The 18,633-nt window shown below is 48.3% G+C and carries 15 protein-coding genes; 5 read left to right on the forward strand and 10 right to left on the reverse strand.

Translation table 11 applies throughout. The features are described 5' to 3' along the window. Positions 1-50: 50 nt before the first annotated feature. Positions 51-1,586: a glutamine-hydrolyzing GMP synthase gene (gene guaA / locus GGU45_RS04760; protein ID WP_435222489.1), complete on the reverse strand. Its 1,536-nt coding sequence runs from the start codon at positions 1,584-1,586 to the stop codon at positions 51-53. A gap of 168 nt (positions 1,587-1,754) precedes the next feature. Here guaA and GGU45_RS04765 point away from each other — a divergent pair, with 168 nt between their 5' ends. Then, the gene (locus tag GGU45_RS04765) at positions 1,755-2,477 is read left to right on the forward strand and encodes a head GIN domain-containing protein (protein ID WP_435222491.1); all 723 of its coding nucleotides are present in this window, start codon (positions 1,755-1,757) and stop codon (positions 2,475-2,477) included. A 196-nt stretch (positions 2,478-2,673) separates the two neighbouring features. Here the strand turns inward: GGU45_RS04765 and guaB are convergent, their stop codons facing one another. Further along, entirely contained in the window at positions 2,674-4,170 is a 1,497-nt protein-coding gene (guaB, locus tag GGU45_RS04770; protein ID WP_435222492.1) for an IMP dehydrogenase, read from the reverse strand. Between the two features lie 272 nt (positions 4,171-4,442). Here guaB and zwf point away from each other — a divergent pair, with 272 nt between their 5' ends. Then, a complete protein-coding gene (gene zwf, locus GGU45_RS04775) occupies positions 4,443-5,969 on the forward strand; it encodes a glucose-6-phosphate dehydrogenase (RefSeq protein ID WP_435222494.1) in 1,527 nt (508 codons plus the stop codon). A 220-nt stretch (positions 5,970-6,189) separates the two neighbouring features. Beyond that, on the forward strand, positions 6,190-8,682 hold the full coding sequence (locus GGU45_RS04780; RefSeq protein WP_435222495.1) for a DUF5686 and carboxypeptidase regulatory-like domain-containing protein: 2,493 nt from the start codon (positions 6,190-6,192) through the stop codon (positions 8,680-8,682). 53 nt (positions 8,683-8,735) lie between these two features. Here the strand turns inward: GGU45_RS04780 and dprA are convergent, their stop codons facing one another. The 7 genes from dprA to GGU45_RS04815 form a co-directional block, all read right to left on the reverse strand. Further along, positions 8,736-9,833: a DNA-processing protein DprA gene (gene dprA / locus GGU45_RS04785; RefSeq protein WP_435222497.1), complete on the reverse strand. Its 1,098-nt coding sequence runs from the start codon at positions 9,831-9,833 to the stop codon at positions 8,736-8,738. A 139-nt stretch (positions 9,834-9,972) separates the two neighbouring features. Continuing rightward, positions 9,973-10,416, reverse strand: coding sequence for a GNAT family N-acetyltransferase (locus GGU45_RS04790; RefSeq protein ID WP_435222499.1), 444 nt, complete (start codon positions 10,414-10,416; stop codon positions 9,973-9,975). Between the two features lie 66 nt (positions 10,417-10,482). Then, entirely contained in the window at positions 10,483-11,736 is a 1,254-nt protein-coding gene (locus tag GGU45_RS04795) for an MFS transporter (RefSeq protein ID WP_435222501.1), read from the reverse strand. A gap of 188 nt (positions 11,737-11,924) precedes the next feature. Then, a complete protein-coding gene (locus tag GGU45_RS04800) occupies positions 11,925-12,614 on the reverse strand; it encodes an ankyrin repeat domain-containing protein (protein ID WP_435222503.1) in 690 nt (229 codons plus the stop codon). A gap of 5 nt (positions 12,615-12,619) precedes the next feature. Next, complete coding sequence (locus GGU45_RS04805) at positions 12,620-13,963, reverse strand: amidohydrolase (RefSeq protein WP_435222505.1); 1,344 nt, start codon at positions 13,961-13,963, stop codon at positions 12,620-12,622. 75 nt (positions 13,964-14,038) lie between these two features. Further along, complete coding sequence (locus tag GGU45_RS04810; protein ID WP_435222507.1) at positions 14,039-14,887, reverse strand: helix-turn-helix domain-containing protein; 849 nt, start codon at positions 14,885-14,887, stop codon at positions 14,039-14,041. 43 nt (positions 14,888-14,930) lie between these two features. Continuing rightward, the gene (locus GGU45_RS04815; RefSeq protein WP_435222509.1) at positions 14,931-15,824 is read right to left on the reverse strand and encodes a LysR family transcriptional regulator; all 894 of its coding nucleotides are present in this window, start codon (positions 15,822-15,824) and stop codon (positions 14,931-14,933) included. Positions 15,825-15,909: 85 nt separating this feature from the next. Between GGU45_RS04815 and GGU45_RS04820 the strand changes: the two genes are divergently transcribed. Then, positions 15,910-16,626, forward strand: a complete 717-nt coding sequence (locus GGU45_RS04820; RefSeq protein ID WP_435222511.1) for a class I SAM-dependent methyltransferase — start codon at positions 15,910-15,912, stop codon at positions 16,624-16,626. 223 nt (positions 16,627-16,849) lie between these two features. Continuing rightward, positions 16,850-18,226 (forward strand): aldehyde dehydrogenase, encoded by a 1,377-nt coding sequence (locus GGU45_RS04825; protein ID WP_435222513.1) that lies wholly within the window; start codon positions 16,850-16,852, stop codon positions 18,224-18,226. An 18-nt stretch (positions 18,227-18,244) separates the two neighbouring features. On the opposite strand, the gene GGU45_RS04830 is transcribed toward GGU45_RS04825, so the two are convergent. Beyond that, on the reverse strand, positions 18,245-18,577 hold the full coding sequence (locus tag GGU45_RS04830; RefSeq protein WP_435222514.1) for a YegP family protein: 333 nt from the start codon (positions 18,575-18,577) through the stop codon (positions 18,245-18,247). Positions 18,578-18,633 lie beyond the last annotated feature (56 nt).

Here is an 18,633-nt window from a genome sequence, read left to right on the forward strand (position 1 = left end):
TTTCTGTAAAGAATTCCTAATCCGCAAAACCGGTATATCCTTAGCAAATATTATTCCCATTCGATGGTGGCCGGCGGTTTACTGCTAATATCGTAAACCACCCGGTTGATTCCCCTTACATTATTGCAGATTTCGTTGGAAACGTTTGCCAGGAAATCATAAGGGAGATGCGCCCAATCTGCCGTCATACCATCTACGCTGGTTACTGCCCGCAGGGCTACGGTGTACTCGTAGGTACGCTCATCGCCCATTACGCCAACGCTCTTTACCGGTAACAAGATTGTTCCGGCCTGCCAAACCGTTGCATAGAGGCCATTTTCTTTCAATGCATTGATGTAGATCGCATCTGCTTCCTGCAGCAATGTAACTTTCTCCTCCGTTACCTCACCCAGTATCCGGATAGCCAGCCCGGGTCCGGGGAAGGGGTGCCGGTCGATCAGCGCTGCCGGTATACCCATTTCCCGGCCTACCTTCCTTACCTCATCTTTAAAAAGAAAACGCAGGGGTTCTACCAGCGAAAGGTGCATTTTTTCCGGAAGTCCACCCACATTATGATGCGATTTGATGGTTACCGATGGACCATGTACCGAAACACTCTCAATTACATCCGGATAAATGGTACCCTGACCCAGGAAATCGATATCGGTCAGCTGGTTGGCCTCATCCTGAAATACTTCTATAAAAAGGCGGCCAATGATCTTCCGTTTTGTTTCGGGATCGGGATTATTCTTTAATTCTTTATAAAAAAGGGCCTTCGCATCTACTCCTTTTATATTCAGACCCAAATGTTTATAGGTTTCCAGCACCTGTTCAAATTCATTTTTCCGGAGTACGCCATTATCTACAAAAATGCCATACAGCCGGTCGCCAATAGCCTTATGAATGAGCGTGGCCGCCACGGTGCTGTCAACCCCACCACTCAGCGCCATGATCACCTTACGATCCCCGATCTGCTCCCGCAGGGCGTTTACCGTATCGGTTACAAAATGAGCAGGCGTCCAATCCTGGCTGCAGCCACAGATATCTGTAAGAAAATTCTTTAATATTTTTTTGCCTTCAACGCTGTGGTATACTTCGGGGTGAAACTGCAATCCGTAAAGCGGATATTGTTCTCCTGAATATTTAAATGCAGCTACCGGGATACTTTCGGTAGTGGCCAGTACCTCAAAATCGGCCGGAAGCTCCAGGATACTGTCGCCATGGCTCATCCATACCTGGCTTTTGGGCTCTACGGCCTTCAACAACGGCTCGCTGGCCTGCCGGGCTTGCATTTGCGCCCGTCCATACTCCCGTTTACTGCTCTTCTCCACCCGGCCGCCAAAGAGCTTGGTCGAAAGCTGCGCACCATAGCAAATACCCAGAACCGGCACCTGGCCCAGGAGGCTTTTTACGCTGATAACCGGCGCATTTTCATCATTTACCGAAAAGGGCGATCCGGAAAGGATAATTCCTTTTAAATTGCCATCAAATTCGAATGATTTGGAATAAGGGATTATTTCACAATAAACATTGGCTTCCCGTACGCTGCGCGCGATCAATTGGGTATACTGGGAACCAAAATCGAGTATTAAGATTTTTTCGGTCATGATGCGCGAAGGTAGTAAAATTGCAAATCACATAGGTGGTGAATCCGGAGAACCTTTGGTTAATTTGCCGGCACTTTTGTTTAATCATTTATTTTTATAACATGAAGCAGGATCCGGCCGCTTTTGTTTCGGGAGACATCAATCATCAACAACTTAAAAACCATACAGATGAAAAAAATATTTTTTATAGCATTGGCGGCCATTATACTTGTGGGATCCTGTAATATTATTGATCAACAACGTGTTAAAGGAAACGGAAAGATCGTGAGCAAGACCTATAACCTGAAGGATTTCAGCAGTATTGATATTGGTAATGCCTCAGCCGTTTTTCTGAAGCAGGATTCCGTCTTCGGCGTCAAGATTGAAACCGATGAAAACCTTTTCCAATATATTATTGCGGCTGTTGAGGAGGGCGAACTGGATATTGACGAAAAAAACGATTATGACCTGAGGCCCAGCAGCGACATAAAGATCTATATTTCTATGCCGGTAGTAAAAAAGGTCGCCATTTCCGGGGCATCCACGTTAAAAGGCGATAACAAGATTACACAGGATGAATCCTTTGCCCTGGATATCAGCGGCGCCTCCAACGGTACACTCCAGGTAAAAGCACCCACTGTACAAATGGATATAAGCGGCGCCTCTACCCTGAATATTTCCGGAGAAACCCGCGACATCCGGGGCGAAGCCAGTGGCGCCAGCACCATCCGCGGGTATGAACTGAAGGCGGAAACAACCAATATCGAAGCAAGCGGCGCCAGTACCGCCAATGTCTTTGCCAGTGTGCAGCTTACTGCCAATGCCAGCGGCGCCTCCAGTATTAAATACATGGGTAATCCCAAAGTGAGTTCTTCCGCCAATGGGGCGGGCAGTGTAAGCAAGGCGGACTAAAAACTGTTTAATGTTCCAGGTTGGATCCATCTCCCTGCTCAATATGGGCATTCCCATTTGCTCACATTTCCACATTGACGATTTTTCATATTAATGTGGAAATATGCTAATTTGAAAATGGAATTTTCGTTTGTTAACGGTGTCATCGTACCTTAGAAGGTTCATCAGACATCAGACATCAGACTATGAACAACCATTATTTCCGGCTGTAATTCGGAGCCTCTTTGGTTACATCCACATCATGCGGATGACTTTCATTCATACCCGCGTTGGTGATCTTTACAAATTGCGCGTTCTGAAGGTCTTTGATACTCCTGGCACCACAATAGCCCATACCTGCACGCAATCCGCCGGTATACTGATAGATCACTTCTTTTAAAGTTCCCTTATAAGCCACCCGGCCTTCAATACCCTCCGGTACAAATTTCTTTACATCATCCTCCGGATCCTGGAAGTAGCGATCGCTGCTACCTTTGGCCATGGCACCCAGCGAGCCCATTCCCCGGTATGCTTTAAACTTACGCCCCTCAAAAATGATGGTCTCGCCCGGGCTTTCTTCCGTACCTGCAAAAATGCTGCCCATCATGGCACAATCTGCACCTGCTGCCAGCGCCTTTACCAGGTCACCCGTATACCGGATACCGCCATCTGCAATGATCGGAATTCCTTTCTTTTTCAGCCCGGAAGCCGCTTCCATAATAGCCGTCAGCTGCGGCATACCCGCACCTGCCACAATACGCGTAGTGCAGATAGATCCCGGTCCGATACCTACTTTTACTGCATCGGCTCCTGCTTCTGCCATTGCCAGGGCGCCCGCAGCAGTGCCTATATTCCCCGCAATAATATTCAGTTTCTTAAAATTCTTCTTTACGTTTTTCAATGCGGTCAGCACTCCTTTTGTGTGTCCGTGCGCACTGTCCAGTACCACCACATCCACTCCTACCTGCTGCAGGGCATCGATCCGCTCTGCCACATCACCCGTAATGCCAACACCGGCACCCACCAGTAAGCGTCCAAAGGAATCTTTAATAGCGTTGGGAAACGAGGTTACCTGTAAGATATCACGGTAGGTGATCAGGCCGATCAGCTTACCCTGGCGATCTACTACCGGCAGTTTTTCTACCTTATGCTGGCGCAGAATGGTTTTTGCTTTTTTAAGATCGGTTCCTTCCGGGGCTGTGATCAGGTTGGTGCTGGTCATTACCTCGCTCACCTTACGGCTGGGGTTATCTTCAAAACGCAGATCGCGGTTGGTTAAAATTCCTTTCAGCTTTTTATTTTTATCAATCACGGGGATACCGCCTATTTTATTTTCAGCCATCAACTGCAGCGCATCGCCGATGGTGGCATCTTCCAGCAGGGTGATGGGGTCCAGGATCAGGCCACTCTCACTCCGCTTTACCTTGCGCACCTGCTCCGCCTGTTTTTCGATACTCATGTTCTTATGCAGGATGCCCAAACCTCCCTCGCGGGCAATAGCCGTAGCCAGGGCCGCCTCAGTAACCGTATCCATGGCTGCGGACAAAATAGGGACGTTTAAAGAAATATCTTTGGTGAGCTTGGTACGGATGTCCACCTCACGCGGTAATACCTGACTAAATGCGGGTACCAGTAATACATCATCAAATGTTAAGCCTTCAACGGCGATTTTGGGATTATTTGCAGAAGCTGCAGAAGATTTTCTTGTTGCCATGTGCAAAGGTAAGGAAAAATGGAAATATGATGTACGGTTTCATTATCGGATCATCGTAATTTTGCAATTTCATGACGCAAGAAGCCGCTGTAAGGCATACCGGTTGTCCATCTATTTGCCGGCTCCCTGCCCCTCCCGGGGGCCAATGTATCTTTATGTGCAATCGTTTGCGTAATTGCGATAGGTTGAAAACAGGTCAAACGCATAAACAGCGCTCTCGTTCCTCTTTTTAGCCCTACTTTTGCAAACAAATTTTAATTCAGTACGGAATCATGCTTAAAATCAATCATACGAAGAAGCCCGCGCCTACCGTCCTTTTTATTTTTGGCGGAAGCGGAGATCTGAATCAACGTAAACTGACCCCGGCCTTATATAATCTCTGGATGGACGGACTGATGCCTGAAAAATTCTCCATCATTGGTACCGGACGTACCGATTATTCCAATGAAAAGTTCAGGAATCACCTGCTGGAAGGTATCAATGAATTCTCAAGGAGGAAAAGCGATGGCAACGGAAGCTGGGAAAAATTTTCGCAGCAGGTATCTTATCTGCGGATGGATGTGGACCAGCCGAAAGACTATGCTGCCATGGCAAAGATCATCAGCGATTGCGAAGCCGAATGGGGCGTGGAAGCCCATGTGCTCTTTTACCTTGCAGTAGCCCCGCAACTGGTACCGGAAATTACCACCAACTTAAATAAGCTGGAAAAAGCAAAGGATAAAAACAAGGCACGCATTGTTATTGAAAAGCCTTTTGGTCATGACCTGAAAAGTGCGAAAGAACTGAACTGCCTGCTGACCGAAATGTTTGATGAAAGCCAGATCTACCGGATCGATCACTATCTGGGAAAAGAAACGGTACAAAACATCCTGGCATTGCGTTTTGCCAATGCCTTGTTTGAACCCATCTGGAACCGGAACTATATTGACCATGTGCAGATCACGGCGGCCGAAACCGTGGGTGTAGAAGACCGCGGTGGTTACTATGAGCGTTCCGGCGCCCTGCGCGATATGGTGCAGAACCATATCCTGCAGCTGATATGCATGGTGGCGATGGAAGCACCGGTATCCTTTGAAGCAGATGAGATCCGCAATAAGAAATCGGATGTATTGAACGCCATCCGGAAGATCAAAAAAGAGGAAGTACAGCAATACGCCGTGCGGGGTCAATATTCCCAGGGATGGGTGCAGGGAAAACAGGAAAAAGCTTACCGCGAGGAAAAAGGCGTTGCCCCCAACTCTTCTGTAGAAACATTTGCGGCCGTAAAATTTTATATCGATAACTGGCGCTGGCAGGACGTTCCTTTTTATGTGCGTACTGGAAAATTCCTGAAAGAAAAAACCACGCTCATTACTATACAGTTCAAAGAAGCGCCCAAATATGCGTTTCCACCGGAGGCTTCAGAAACCTGGCGCTCCAACCGGCTCACCATCAGCATTCAGCCGGAGATGGACATCCGCCTGCGGTTCCAGGCCAAACGCCCGGGCCAAACCATGTCGCTCAACCCCGTAAACATGGTGTTCAGCTACAGCGACAATTATGACGCCCCCCAGCCGGAAGCTTATGAAACCTTATTGCTGGATGCAATGATGGGCAACCCCACCCAGTTTATGCGGGGCGACCAGGTAGAAATTGCCTGGGAGGTAATAGCACCCATCCAGGAAACCTGGGAAAACCGTCCGCCGGTCGATTTTCCCAACTATGCACCAGGCACCTGGGGACCGGAAGATGCCGAAGCTCTGATCGCCCGCGAAGGCCGCAACTGGATCACGCTTCCTCCAAAAAGAAAAGAAGGATAAAACAATCCCATGCACTGCATAAACAGGCCCCGGAAATCGTTTCCGGGGCCTGTTCCGTAATATCCCGACCGGGGTTGCTACTGCATTTAACTTTTCCTTTTCAAAGATTCGTTGCAGGTTTGTGGTATACTGAGCAACGGATTTTGTCCCCCGATTTATCCGGACGAGGTACAATACCGGAATGACGTAACAAAGGACCTGACAATTACGAATTACAATAATGAAAACATTTATACTGACTGTTATTGCCACCCTAACCCTTACCAGCGCCTTTGCAGTCCGGGTAAAAGGCCTTATTACCGATGAAAACGGGGCACCGCTTCCCTATGCTACTATCACCATCAAAGGCTCCTCAAACGGAACCACGGCCAATAGTAAAGGCATTTATACCATTGATATAAACCCCGGCACTTATAGCTTCATATTTGAATACGTAGGGTATATGGCACTTGAAAAAACGGTTACTGTTACCGGTAAAGACCAGGCATTGGATATCAAGCTCTATACAAATGATCATCTTATGAAAGAAGTAGTGATCCAAAGCAAGGGGGAGGATCCTGCCTACAGAATCATCCGCGAAGCCATCAAAAAGAAATCCTATTACGAACACCAGAATGATTCCCTGTCGGTAACCATTTATCTCAAAGGGATCATCCGTACCCTGAATATTCCCAAAAAGGTACTGGGACAAAAAGTAGACCGCGATGCCAATGACGGGCTGGACACGGCAGGCAAGGGTGTGCTGATGCTTTCGGAATCCACGGTACAACTGGACGAAGTAAGACCCCGTCAATCAAAAATAACCGTGCTATCCAGCTATGAACGGGGAAGTAATATGGGGTTGAATTTTTCAAAGGTCACTTCCTTTTATACCAACAATGTAGCAGTTTTTGATATTGGCAGCAACTCACGCGGATATATTTCTCCCATTGCAGACGGTGCCCTGAATTTTTACCGCTACCAGCTGCTGAATAGTTATACAAGGGACGGCATTACGGTAAAGACCATCCGCGTTACACCCAAAAGAAAGCAGGAACCCCTGTTCGCCGGCACTATTGAGATAGCCGACTCCTCCTGGCGCATTTACAGCCTGGACCTGATGCTTACCAAAGATTACCAGCTTGAGCTCATTGACACCCTCCGTATTAAACAACTGCACGGACCGGTTACACCCGGTGTATGGAAAACAAAAAACCAGATCATGTCTATTTCCTTTAACCAGTTTGGTTTCCGGGGCATTGGCAGCTTTGTAAATGTATACAGCAACTACAACCTGCACCCCGGCTATACCGCCGGTTATTTCAACAATATCGTCATGAAATATGATACCGGTTATTATAAAAGGGATTCCAATTTCTGGAAGGAAGCCCGGCCCGTTACACTGGAAGAAGACGAAAAAAAATACTACGCATTCCGCGACAGTATCAATGCCCTCAACAGGAGCCGTCCCCCCTCCTATTATGATTCATTAAGACGCCATCAGAAGATCAAACTGTCGAATATCCTGTGGAGTAACCAGCAATACCGCTGGTATTCAAAAAGCCATACGCTTACCTATAACCTGAGAGGTCTGCTAAAGGGACTGGAGTACAATACCGTGGAGGGCGTAGCATTGAAGACGAACCAGACATTTAACTATATGCCGGTAAAAGGCAAATACGGATACGACCTGCTATGGAATATGCGCTATGGTTTCGAAAATCATCATTTCAATAGTTATGGTACATTTACCATACGGCCCCGGACACTGCCTTACCGCAAACGCTATCTAAGTTTATCGGGTGGTAAAAGAGTTTCACAATTTAACCCGGACGAGCCGATTGATGCCCTTACCAATACGTTTTATACGCTGTTCTTCAAAAGCAATTTTATGAAATTGTATGAGAACCGGTTCGGCAGCATCCGTTACAACAACCGCTTTGAAAACGGGCTCGCCATTAATGCAGGAGTATTATATGAAGACCGCATTCCGCTGCAAAACACCGCTGACTATTCCTTTTTCAGCCGGAACAAATCCTTTACCTCCAATCATCCGGAAGCACTGGCGCAGATCCCCTTTAACCCCCACCAGGCGCTTATTGGAAGCCTTACCCTTAGCTGGCAGCCCGGGCAAAAATATGTCCAGTACCCCAACTATAAAGCATCTATTGGTTCGGACAAACCGGTATTTTCCCTTAATTATACTGCCGGCATTCCAAAGCTCCTGGGCAGTGACGTTAACTATCACAAATGGGCGGTGGATATGACACATGATAAGAATTTCCGGCTCGCCGGTTTGTTTAAATACCGCCTGGGGGCCGGTGGTTTTATCAGCGCCAAAGAGTATTCCATTCCGGATATGAAGCATTTCAACGGCAACCAGACTTTTTACAACATCAAATACCTCAACAGCTTTCAGCTGGCGCCCTATTATGCATACAGCAATACCGCCCGTTTTTACGCCAAGGGAAATATTGAGCACCATTTTAATGGTTTGCTGACTAATAAGATCCCACTGTTCAACCAGCTCAAATGGAATCTTGTTGCAGGCAGCAATGCATTTTATGTAAACAATAACCAATACTATACAGAGATTTTTGCAGGTATTGAGAACATCTTCAAACTATTCCGGGTGGATGTGATCGCCGGTTATCAGCCATTGCTGAAAACAACTTATGGGGTGCGGGTTGGGCTGGGCGGATTGCTGGGAAGCGCGTTCCGATTTGAAAAATAAAGAGGACTGCCCGATAATTTGTGCCCTTGCTTCCGGGGAGTTCAAACGGTTTGTTACAGCAGTTGATACCTTTTCCCCGGCAGGGCCTGAATCACCTGCTGCATTTCGAGGTTCAGTACCGCCACGGCCACGCGGCTGCTGCTGAGCCCGGAGCGCAGGTGAATTTCATCGATATCTGCCGGTCCCCTGCCCTGCAGCAATTCCACCACAATCTTTTCTTCGGATGATAATTCAATAAAAAGCTCCCTCGGTTTCTTTTTTACAGTCTGCTTTGGAGGCGCCCAGCCCATGGCATCCAGCAGTTGCTTCCCGTCTGTAATAAGCTGCGCCCGATTGGTCCGGATCAGGTGATTGCAGCCGTTGCTCTTCTTATCTATTGTTCTGCCCGGAAACGCAAATACATCTTTATAATACCCGTTGGCCAGTTCGGCGGTGATCATGCTGCCCCCCTTAACCTCGGTTTCAACAACCAGGGTGGCATCGCTCATACCGGCCACGATCCGGTTGCGACTGGGAAAATGATGGCGATCCGGCTGGGTACCGGTCACAAATTCCGTCAGCAGCCCGCCCTGGCTGATCATTTCTTTTGCCATTGCAAAATGATCAGCCGGGTAAATTTTATCCAATCCATGCGCCAGCACACCCACAGTAAGCAACCCGGTTTTTAGCGAACGCTTATGCACCAGCGAATCGATTCCATAGGCCAGGCCGCTCACCACCAGCGCACCGCTGCCCTGCAGATCATCAAGCAGCTTTTCGCAAACCAATCTTCCATATTCCGTATGCGACCGCGAGCCTACAACGGCAATAATCCGCGACTGGTTCAGATCAGCATTGCCCTTATAATACAAAAGCACCGGAGCGTCATAACAATTCAGCAGGCGTTGAGGATAACCGGCATCGGTAAGAAAAAGCGGTATCACACGATGCTCCTCGATAAATGCCATTTCCGCCTCCGCCCGTGCAAAATCCTTAAACCGCCGGATACTGTCTGCACGCAGCTTTCCGACCCCGTCAATCCGTTCCAGGAGCGTTTTCTTTTCTGTAAAAATTTCTTCGGGCGATAAATGCTGTAACAGCAGCCGCGCTATAACCGGGCCAATATGCGGCACCAATGTCAGCGCTATGCGATACATGAGCGGGTGTTCCATGAGGTCATCTTTGTGTTAAAGATACAAAGATTTTTGTATTACTTCTACTGCCATTGAAACACTGAGGCTCTGAATTTTTATCTGAACAGGGAAGATCTTCAATACCAATGGGGTCAAACATCCAGTGTTTCTCAGTGCCTCAGCGGCCATGGTCTACAGCTTCCAGGTGCACCTTTGGCCGGTATACTTCCATCAATGTTTCCGTATGGGCCGGCTGCTCAAATCCATATTGCCGGTAAAGACCATGAGCATCCAGGGTGTTCAGCATCAGCCGCCGCAGGTGCTTTGTCCAGGGTTGCTCCATTAATGCCAACAGCAGCGCTTTTGAAATGCCTTTACCACGATAAGGAGGCAGTACAAAAAAATCGGCCAGCCAGCCAAAAGTGGTATAATCTGTGATCACTCTTCCAAAAGCAACCTGACCATCGTCAATAAACGCGCCGATACAGAATGAGTGCTTTACAGAATTTGCTACCAATTCAAAACCAATCCCCCTGGCCCAGTAAGATTCGTTACTCAAAAAATGATGGATCATCACTACATCCATCTGTGCGCTTCCCGTGCGGATAATCAATTCATTCATTTTAATTATTTTTTGCAAAAGAAGCTAAAATACAAAAACGGACACTGTTTAATTTTGCCTTACAAATCAAAGCGCGGAAGTGCGCCTGCCATAGACCAGGTGTGCCGCCAGCGCCAGCAGGGTAAAGACAAACCCAACTGCCACTGCGCCGTTCCACTGCGCATGCTTCCAAGCTTGCGCGGCCAGCCAGGTACCGGCAGAACCGCCTATAAAGTAGTTAAACATATAAACCGTATTCAGCCGGTTATTGGCCCCAAGGTTCAGGGCAAAAAAGGAAGACTGATTCATAATGTGCATCGACTGTAGCCCCAGGTCCAGCAGGATCACCCCGATGATCAGCCCGGCATAGGTATAGCCTCCAAAATAAAACAGGCACCAGCTCAGGCCCAGCATTGTAATGGCCGACAATACAATATTGAAGGGCGCGATCTTTTTAGCCACTCGCCCCACCAGGGCAGCGGCCAATGCCCCTACTGCCCCAATGATACCAAAGGAACCCGCAACCGCTGCACCGGCGTGAAAGGGCGCATCTTCCAGGTGAAAGACCAGCGTGGTCCAGAATACGCTGAACCCTGCAAAACCCATCGCACCCCTGAAGGCCGCCAAACGCAGCACCGGCTGGGTTTTGGTAAGATGCAGCAACGATCGCATCAGCGACCCATAGCTTCCCTTAAAGGAGGGATGCACTTCGGGTAATTTCCATGCGATCAACCCGGCCAATAATACCATACATCCGGTAGCAATATAATACATCACCTTCCAGCCCCAGATATCCCCTACAAAGCCACTCACTACCCGCGACAATAAGATGCCCAGCAACAGCCCGCTCATCACCATCCCGATAGCGGCACTTTGTTTTTCTTTTGTAGCCAGCTCAGCCGCCATGGGTACAAACAACTGGGGAAGTACAGAAGTAAAGCCCACCATAAAGCTGGCCAGGAACAGCCATCCAACCGTAGGAGCCACCGTGGTGCCCACCAATGAAAGAATGATCAGTCCAAAATCGACCAGGATCAGCCGCTTCCGCCGCACCATATCTCCCAGGGGCACTATCAGCAATAACCCCAGTGCAAAACCCACCTGGGTCAGCATGGCAATATTACTGATCCGGCCCCCACTTACACCAAAGTCACGGGCCATCAGCCCCAGCAGGGGCTGGTTGTAATAGTTATTACCAACCACCACTCCTGTGGCAATCGTCATCAGCCAAAGGGTACCGCGGTTGAGCGGCGGCCGCGCCGGAGCCTTATGCTGTTCTTGTGGTATCTTTTTAATTACCGGCGTTCTTACAGGCGCCGTCATCGTTTCTGACCGGATCATACGCTTCTTTATCAGGAGGTAAATGTGCAGCACAGGCATGCTTGTTGCATTGCGCCCGTATGCGCTTGTTGAAAATTATACTTCGTCATTGCTCAATATATGCCGGGATCCCGGCATAAAGAGAGAAGCCCCGGAGGGCCTCATCCTTTATTGAACAGTATATAAAAACATGGTTAAGGAGCTACCACTTATTTTTTTGTGTTCCGCTGCGTTGCTGCGTTTTCAAGCACGACAGCAATTTCTGCATACCCTCTCGACCGGGCATGCTGCAGCGCCGTAACCCCATCATTATCGGGTATGGTAACATTACACCCGGCGTTTACCAGCGTTTGTACCACTTCCACATATTTTTTGCTGCCATTGCCCAGCACCACAGCCTCCATCAGGGCTGTCCAGCCCAGCCGGTTTATATGGTCAATGGGGTAACCTTTGGTATTGGAAAGGATCTTCACTACCACCAGGTGTCCCCGCTCGCAGGCGGGTATCAGGGCACTTCCATTATACCGATTAAACACATCAAACCGGGCTCCATGCTCCAGGAACAAGGATACCAGCTCTGCAAACCCTGATGCACCGGCATATAAAAAAGGGCTATCTTTTATCTGGTCCTGCTGGTTTACATCGGCGCCGTTGGCTACCAGTAATTTTGCCATCTCCAGGTTATTGGCCTGCGTTGCAATCAGCAGCAGCGACCGCTTGCTTTTATCTGCCGTATTAACATTGGCCCCGCTTTTCAGTGCTGCGCTCACCACAGCCAATTGATTCTTTTCTACAGCTTCTATAATATTAACAGGCGGGGCATTCATATCAGGACTGTTTGTTTTTGCCTGGCAGGAGTTCAGGAAAAAAACAGCGCATACCAGGAGTAAATAATGCATAAAATTCAGGATTTAGAAAATACAATAGTTCCCCTGTGGATCAGCGATCGTACCGGGGATATACGCGACACCGCTTCGGCGGAACAGCTGGCATCCATCAACACCAGGTCTGCTTTATCGCCGGCCTTGGGCCATTGCCGGTTGCCTTTATCATCCAGCGGCAGTACATTGTGTGTGGCCAGTTTCAGGATCCGCGACAGATCAAACTCCGTCCGGTATCCATAGAGCTGCGCTGCAAGATTGGTCTTTTGTAAAACACTTCCGGACCCAAATGTGTTCCAGTGGTCAATAATACAGTCATTACCCGCGCGTACATCAACCCCGTATTTATACAGGGTAGGAATGGGCATAACAGTACCACCAAACGGAATGGTAGACATCACTCCCATTCTGGCATTGCCCATCTTTTCTGCAACTTCTTCCAGCTTTTTCCGGTCGATATGTGCCAGCGCAAAACAGTGGCTGATAAATGTTTTCCCCTTCAACGCCGGATTCTCATTTACTTTATCGATCAGGTATTCGATCGTTTTTAAACCGGATTCACCGCTCTCATGCAGGTGTATATCGATCCCCTTCTGATGATCCAGCGCCAGCTGCACCACAAAGTCCATACTCTTTTCTATACTGCCGTCAATGGAAGCAGGATCCAGCCCCCCGATATAGTCCACCCCCATCTGGGCCGCATCTTTCATCAACCCGGTGGAGTCCGTATAGTAAAGACCATGTTGCGGAAATGCCACCAGCTCGGCCTCAAAAGAATCCTTTTTATTTTCCAGCGCTTTTTGCAGGTGCTTTAAAGAATCCAGTTTTGAAGTGGGCTCAATATTTACATGACTTCTTGCAATGTTGCTGCCGTTCGACTGAAGCAACTCGATCAGCTTTTCTGCTTTGTAGGTTGAGTTTTTGAGCAGCTCAGGAATGATCTGTTGTTCCAGGGCAATCATACCCTTTACGCCCCCCTGCCGTTTACCGGTTGCCACCCATTTATCGCCATAATAGGTCTTATCCAGATGAATGTGCATTTCCTTAAATGCCGGCAACGCCAGCAGGCCCTTGGCATCCACGCCCTTTGCAGAAGGGTTGTTTGGCAGTACGGCCCCGATCTTCCCATCACGGATCTCGATGGTAAACAACTCCGTTTTTGTTGCCACAACATCTCCTTCCTTGTCGTACTCAAAACCCGTTTCCAGCCGCACATTCTTTAAGGTTAATGTTTTACCGGGCACGGGTGCCGTACGGTTGTCTGCCGCAGCTGCCGGGCCCGCTGTAGCCAGCAAACCGCTGCCTGCCGCTAAAAGAACAGAAGAATTTTTGATGAAATCTTTCCGGGAAATGGATCTGGGAAGCATATATCTTAATTTTTTACAAAGTTAGTATACACCCCCTGCCGGCCGATGGAGGATTTATGCTATAACTTGTAAAATTTATAACTGGCCCCTGAACTCCCTCGGAGAAAGCCCCGTTTTATCCTTAAAAAAATTGGAAAAATAAGAGAGATCACTAAATCCCAGTTCATACGCAATTTCTTTGACCGACTTCTCAGAAACCTGCATCAGCCGTTTTGCTTCCAGTATAACACGGCTTTGGATAAGGAAGGTCGCCGGCACATGAAAATGCCGTTTACAAAGGATATTCAGGTAATTGGGTGTTATATGAAGCTGCTCCGCATAAAACGTTACCAACTTCTGTTCCCTGAAATGCAGATCTATCAATGCATGATACCGGAACAGCACCGGTTTGGTGCGGTATACTTCCAGGTCTGCGAACTTCTGCTCCGCTTCCCGGCTTGCCAGCTGCGCTATCAGCCGGGCACGGAGATGGACCGTTTCCCAGTGAACGGGTTGCTGCTTCAGCTCCTCTTCTACTGAGCGAAACTCATACAACAGCTTTTGAAATACCTTCTCCGGCAGCTCAATAACCGGATGGTGCTGGTACAGCACAAATGAAAAGCGCAAGGAGTCTGCAAAGGTTTCAAATACCCGCCTGCTGATCATCAATTGATAACCCGCCGTGGCCTTTCCCAGCTTCCAGCTATGTACCTGGTCCGGAAACAACAGGTGTAGCTGGTGGTTTCCAACCCTATAGTCAACAAAATCGATGGAATGCGTTCCGTTTCCTTTTTCAAATAAAAGAAACAAAAAGAAATCATGCTTATGTGGCTTCTCAATAGACCGCTCGCCATGCAGCTCGTGGTACAGCAAACTATCCTCCGACTGTTGCTTGTCGTTAAAAGCACTGATACCGAAGATCGGGAAAGGGTCTTTTGTACTCACGGCAGAAAGTTACAACATTTCGGGAAGGGCGGGCTCACACCGGTCACCGTTCTTTTCGCTTGCCCGCAAATTTCCGGTAGGCCGTTTCAAGCAATTCCATAAACGCCGGCAGTGCCGGTTGCTGGTTGCCCGGATCAAAAGCCAGCACGGTTTCTGTAGTTACAGACAATTGCGGCAGGGTTACAAAATCCAGTCCGGAAAAACGGAACAGCCGGCGGGCCGATTGCGGAACCAGGGCCACCCCAATGCCGCTGGCCACCAACTCCAGGATGGACGGCATATTGTTACATTCATGGATCACCTGGGGCTCAAACCCCAGCTGATGACAACAATGAATAAACTGCTGATGATAATCCGGGGCATACTCCTTGTTAAAAGATACAAACGACTGAACTGCCAGCCGGGTAAGCGGAATCTTCTCCTTCGCCGGCTTTGCCAGACAAAAAGTTTCAGTAAGCAGCCGCCGCCGCTCCAGCTGCGGCGATAAGACCGGTGCCCGCACAATACCCAGGTCAAGCGTTCCGTTTTCCAGCGCCGCCAGCTGCCGCCGGGTGGCCGCCTCATAAAGATTTACCCGCAGGAAAGGGTACTGCTCCTTTACTGTTTTTAATACTGCAGCAAGCGCGCTACGAGGCGTGGAGCTGATATAGCCCAGCCGGAAAGTGCCCGCCACCGAATCATGAATCTGCTTGGTTTTTATTTTGGCCTTTTCCAGTTGCTGCAAGAGTGCCAAACTTTCCGACAGGAAATAGCGCCCGGCTTCGGTAAGGTATACCCGTTTATTATTCCGTTCAAAAAGCAAAACGCCCAGTTCCGTTTCCAGCTCCCTGATCTGCCGGCTTAGCGGGGGCTGCGAAATAAACAGTTTTTCCGCAGCTCTTCCAAAATGCAGTTCCTGCGCCAGGGTTCTGAAATAATTAAGATGCCGGATTTCCATGATACTTACAAAGTATTGATCAATGATAAAAATAGTATTTTTTAAGTATGGATAGGTAGTTTACTTTTGGATCACAAAAGAAACTATGGAACAAAAATCAACCTTAAAAGAAATTGAGGAACGCTTCGACAAAGATGTGCAGCGTTTTTCGAACCTGGAAACCGGGCAGCAAACCACCCTGGATGCGTCCTTTAATATGGAATTGATCACTGATGGCATTGCTGCAACGGCGCCGGGACTGAAAAAAATACTGGACATCGGCTGCGGTGCCGGTAATTACCCGGTTAAACTCTTATCAAAAACAACTACCAATCCCGATGTCACCCTGGTAGATCTCAGCAAGCCCATGCTGGACAAGGCCGCCGAACGCGTACAGCCACTCACAACCGGAAAGGTGACCACTATCAGAGGTGACTTCCGTACCGCAGCCCTTGAAGAAAATAGCTATTGTGTCATTATTGCTACGGCAGTGCTTCATCATTTGCGGAACGATGCCGACTGGGAGGCTGCATTCGCAAAATTCTTCAGCCTTTTAAAACCGGGAGGCAGCATCTGGATCTTTGACCTGGTAGCCCAGGATCACCCCGCCATACAACAGCTACTTTTTAACCAGCACTACGGACGTTACCTCACGAACCTGAAGGATGAAGCCTACAGGGACCAGGTATTTGCGTATATTGAAAAAGAAGATAGCCCCAGGAGCGTTCTTTACCAGGCCAATCTGCTACATAAAGTGGGCTTTAAAACGGTGGAGCTCCTGCATAAGAATCTTTGCTTTGCTTCATTTGCAGCTTTTAAATAGCGGCTATTGCGGATAGCGGACAACAAGCCATTCAATACTTTTCAGGCAGCCAGGGTAGACATCCGGAACAAAATGTTATCTGCCGGAACAGTTGGCCATCTTAAAAATCTTATCGAAATTTGCCGGGCAGGAAAGATCATCCTGTTTTTTGCAGATGCTTCGTAATGATGCTGTAACATAACACCGGGAGTACTGCAGAAATCGATTCATAAACAAAAGAATAATGGCAGGCCTGATCAATCATCTGAATGCGATACGCAATTTCTTCGATACCGGGGCAACCCGTTCCGCTGATTTCCGGAAAAAGCAATTGCAGCTGTTAAAGGAAAGCATCCGGAAACATGAAGAAGCATTGAGCAATGCCTTATTCACCGACCTGCACAAAAGCAAAGAGGAGGTCTGGATCACCGAAACGGGCATGGTCCTATCGGAGATCAACGCCTGTATAAAATCACTGGATGAGTGGATGGCACCACAGCCGGTACCGACCAATTTTGTGAATATCCCCGGCAAAAGCTACCTGCTGCCCGAGCCCCTGGGTGTGGTGCTCATCATTGCACCCTGGAATTACCCGTTCCAGCTATTGTTTATGCCCCTGGTGGGCGCCATTGCCGCCGGAAACTGCGTGGTACTAAAGCCCAGCGAACTGACACCGGCCACCGAAAAAATAATGGGGCAGATAATCGCCGAAACCTTTGCCCCTAACTACGTCTTATACGCACCAGGCGAAGGCGCTGCATTGATCCCGGAGCTAATGGACACTTTCCGATACGATCATGTCTTTTACACCGGCAGTACAGCCGTAGGAAAGATCATCTATCAAAAGGCTGCAGCGCAGCTTGCCCCGGTTACGCTTGAGCTGGGCGGAAAAAGCCCCTGCATCGTAACGGCAAATGCAGCCCTAACAGTTGCTGCCAAACGAATCACCAGTATTAAGTTTTCCAATGCAGGACAAATGTGCATTACCCCCGATTACCTGCTGGTGCACCACTCCGTTAAGGAAGCCCTGGTGCGGCAACTGAAAGCCACCCTGCTGAAGTTTTACGGAGAGCATCCCATAACAAGCTATGACTACGGACGTATTGTTAATAATAAACATTTTAACCGCCTGCGCAACTTAATGGAAGGGCAAACGATTCTTCACGGGGGCGAACACAATGAAGAAGAGCTGTTTATTGCGCCCACGCTCATCGATACGCCCTCCACAGAAGCTCCCATTATGAAAGAAGAGATATTTGGCCCTTTGCTTCCCATAATAGGTTATGAAAATGATGCAGAAGCCCTGGCGTGGATCCGGCAAAACGAGAATCCCCTGGCCCTTTATGTTTTTACCAGTAATAAAAGAGAGGCCAATCAGTGGCTGCAGCAGGTACCCTTTGGCGGAGGTTGTGTAAATACCACTGCCATGCACTACCTCAACAAAAATCTGCCTTTCGGCGGAAGGGGAAACAGCGGAATCGGGCGATATCATGGCCGGTTTTCCTTTGAAACGTTCAGCCATACAAAGGGCGTTTTAAAAGCCCGAACCTGGCCCGATATACCGCTTGCCTACCCTACGCTAAAAGGCAAATTAAAAACATTGAAAAGGCTGTTGGGTTAACCCTGTCGGCTTTGAAACTTAGCCTAACTCTTCGACAACTTCCGCTTCGGGCGCATTCTTCTTCACAGATGCGATCCCGTTTTCGCGGGCCGCTTCTGATTCATACAATTCGCTCTTACCAATGACCTGCCCGTTGCCTGCCTTTAAATTAAAAAAAGGCTTTTCGTTAGAAGATGTTTTCCGGTCGTAATTGCTATCATCCGGGGCGTTTTTCTTTACGGATTCAATACCATTATCACAGGCTGCTCTTGTGGTATAGCCTTCACTGGTAAGAATTACCTGGCCATTGCCAGCTTTCAGGTTAAATTGGAATTCGCCATTGGTTCTTTTGGAAACTACAAATTTTCCCATTGTTGATTTTCTTTTAAAGGTAACAAAATAGATTACAGGATTAAAATTAAGAAACC

It is taken from the genome of Niabella hirudinis (assembly GCF_051201075.1).
Taxonomy (GTDB): Bacteria; Bacteroidota; Bacteroidia; order Chitinophagales; family Chitinophagaceae; genus Niabella; species Niabella hirudinis.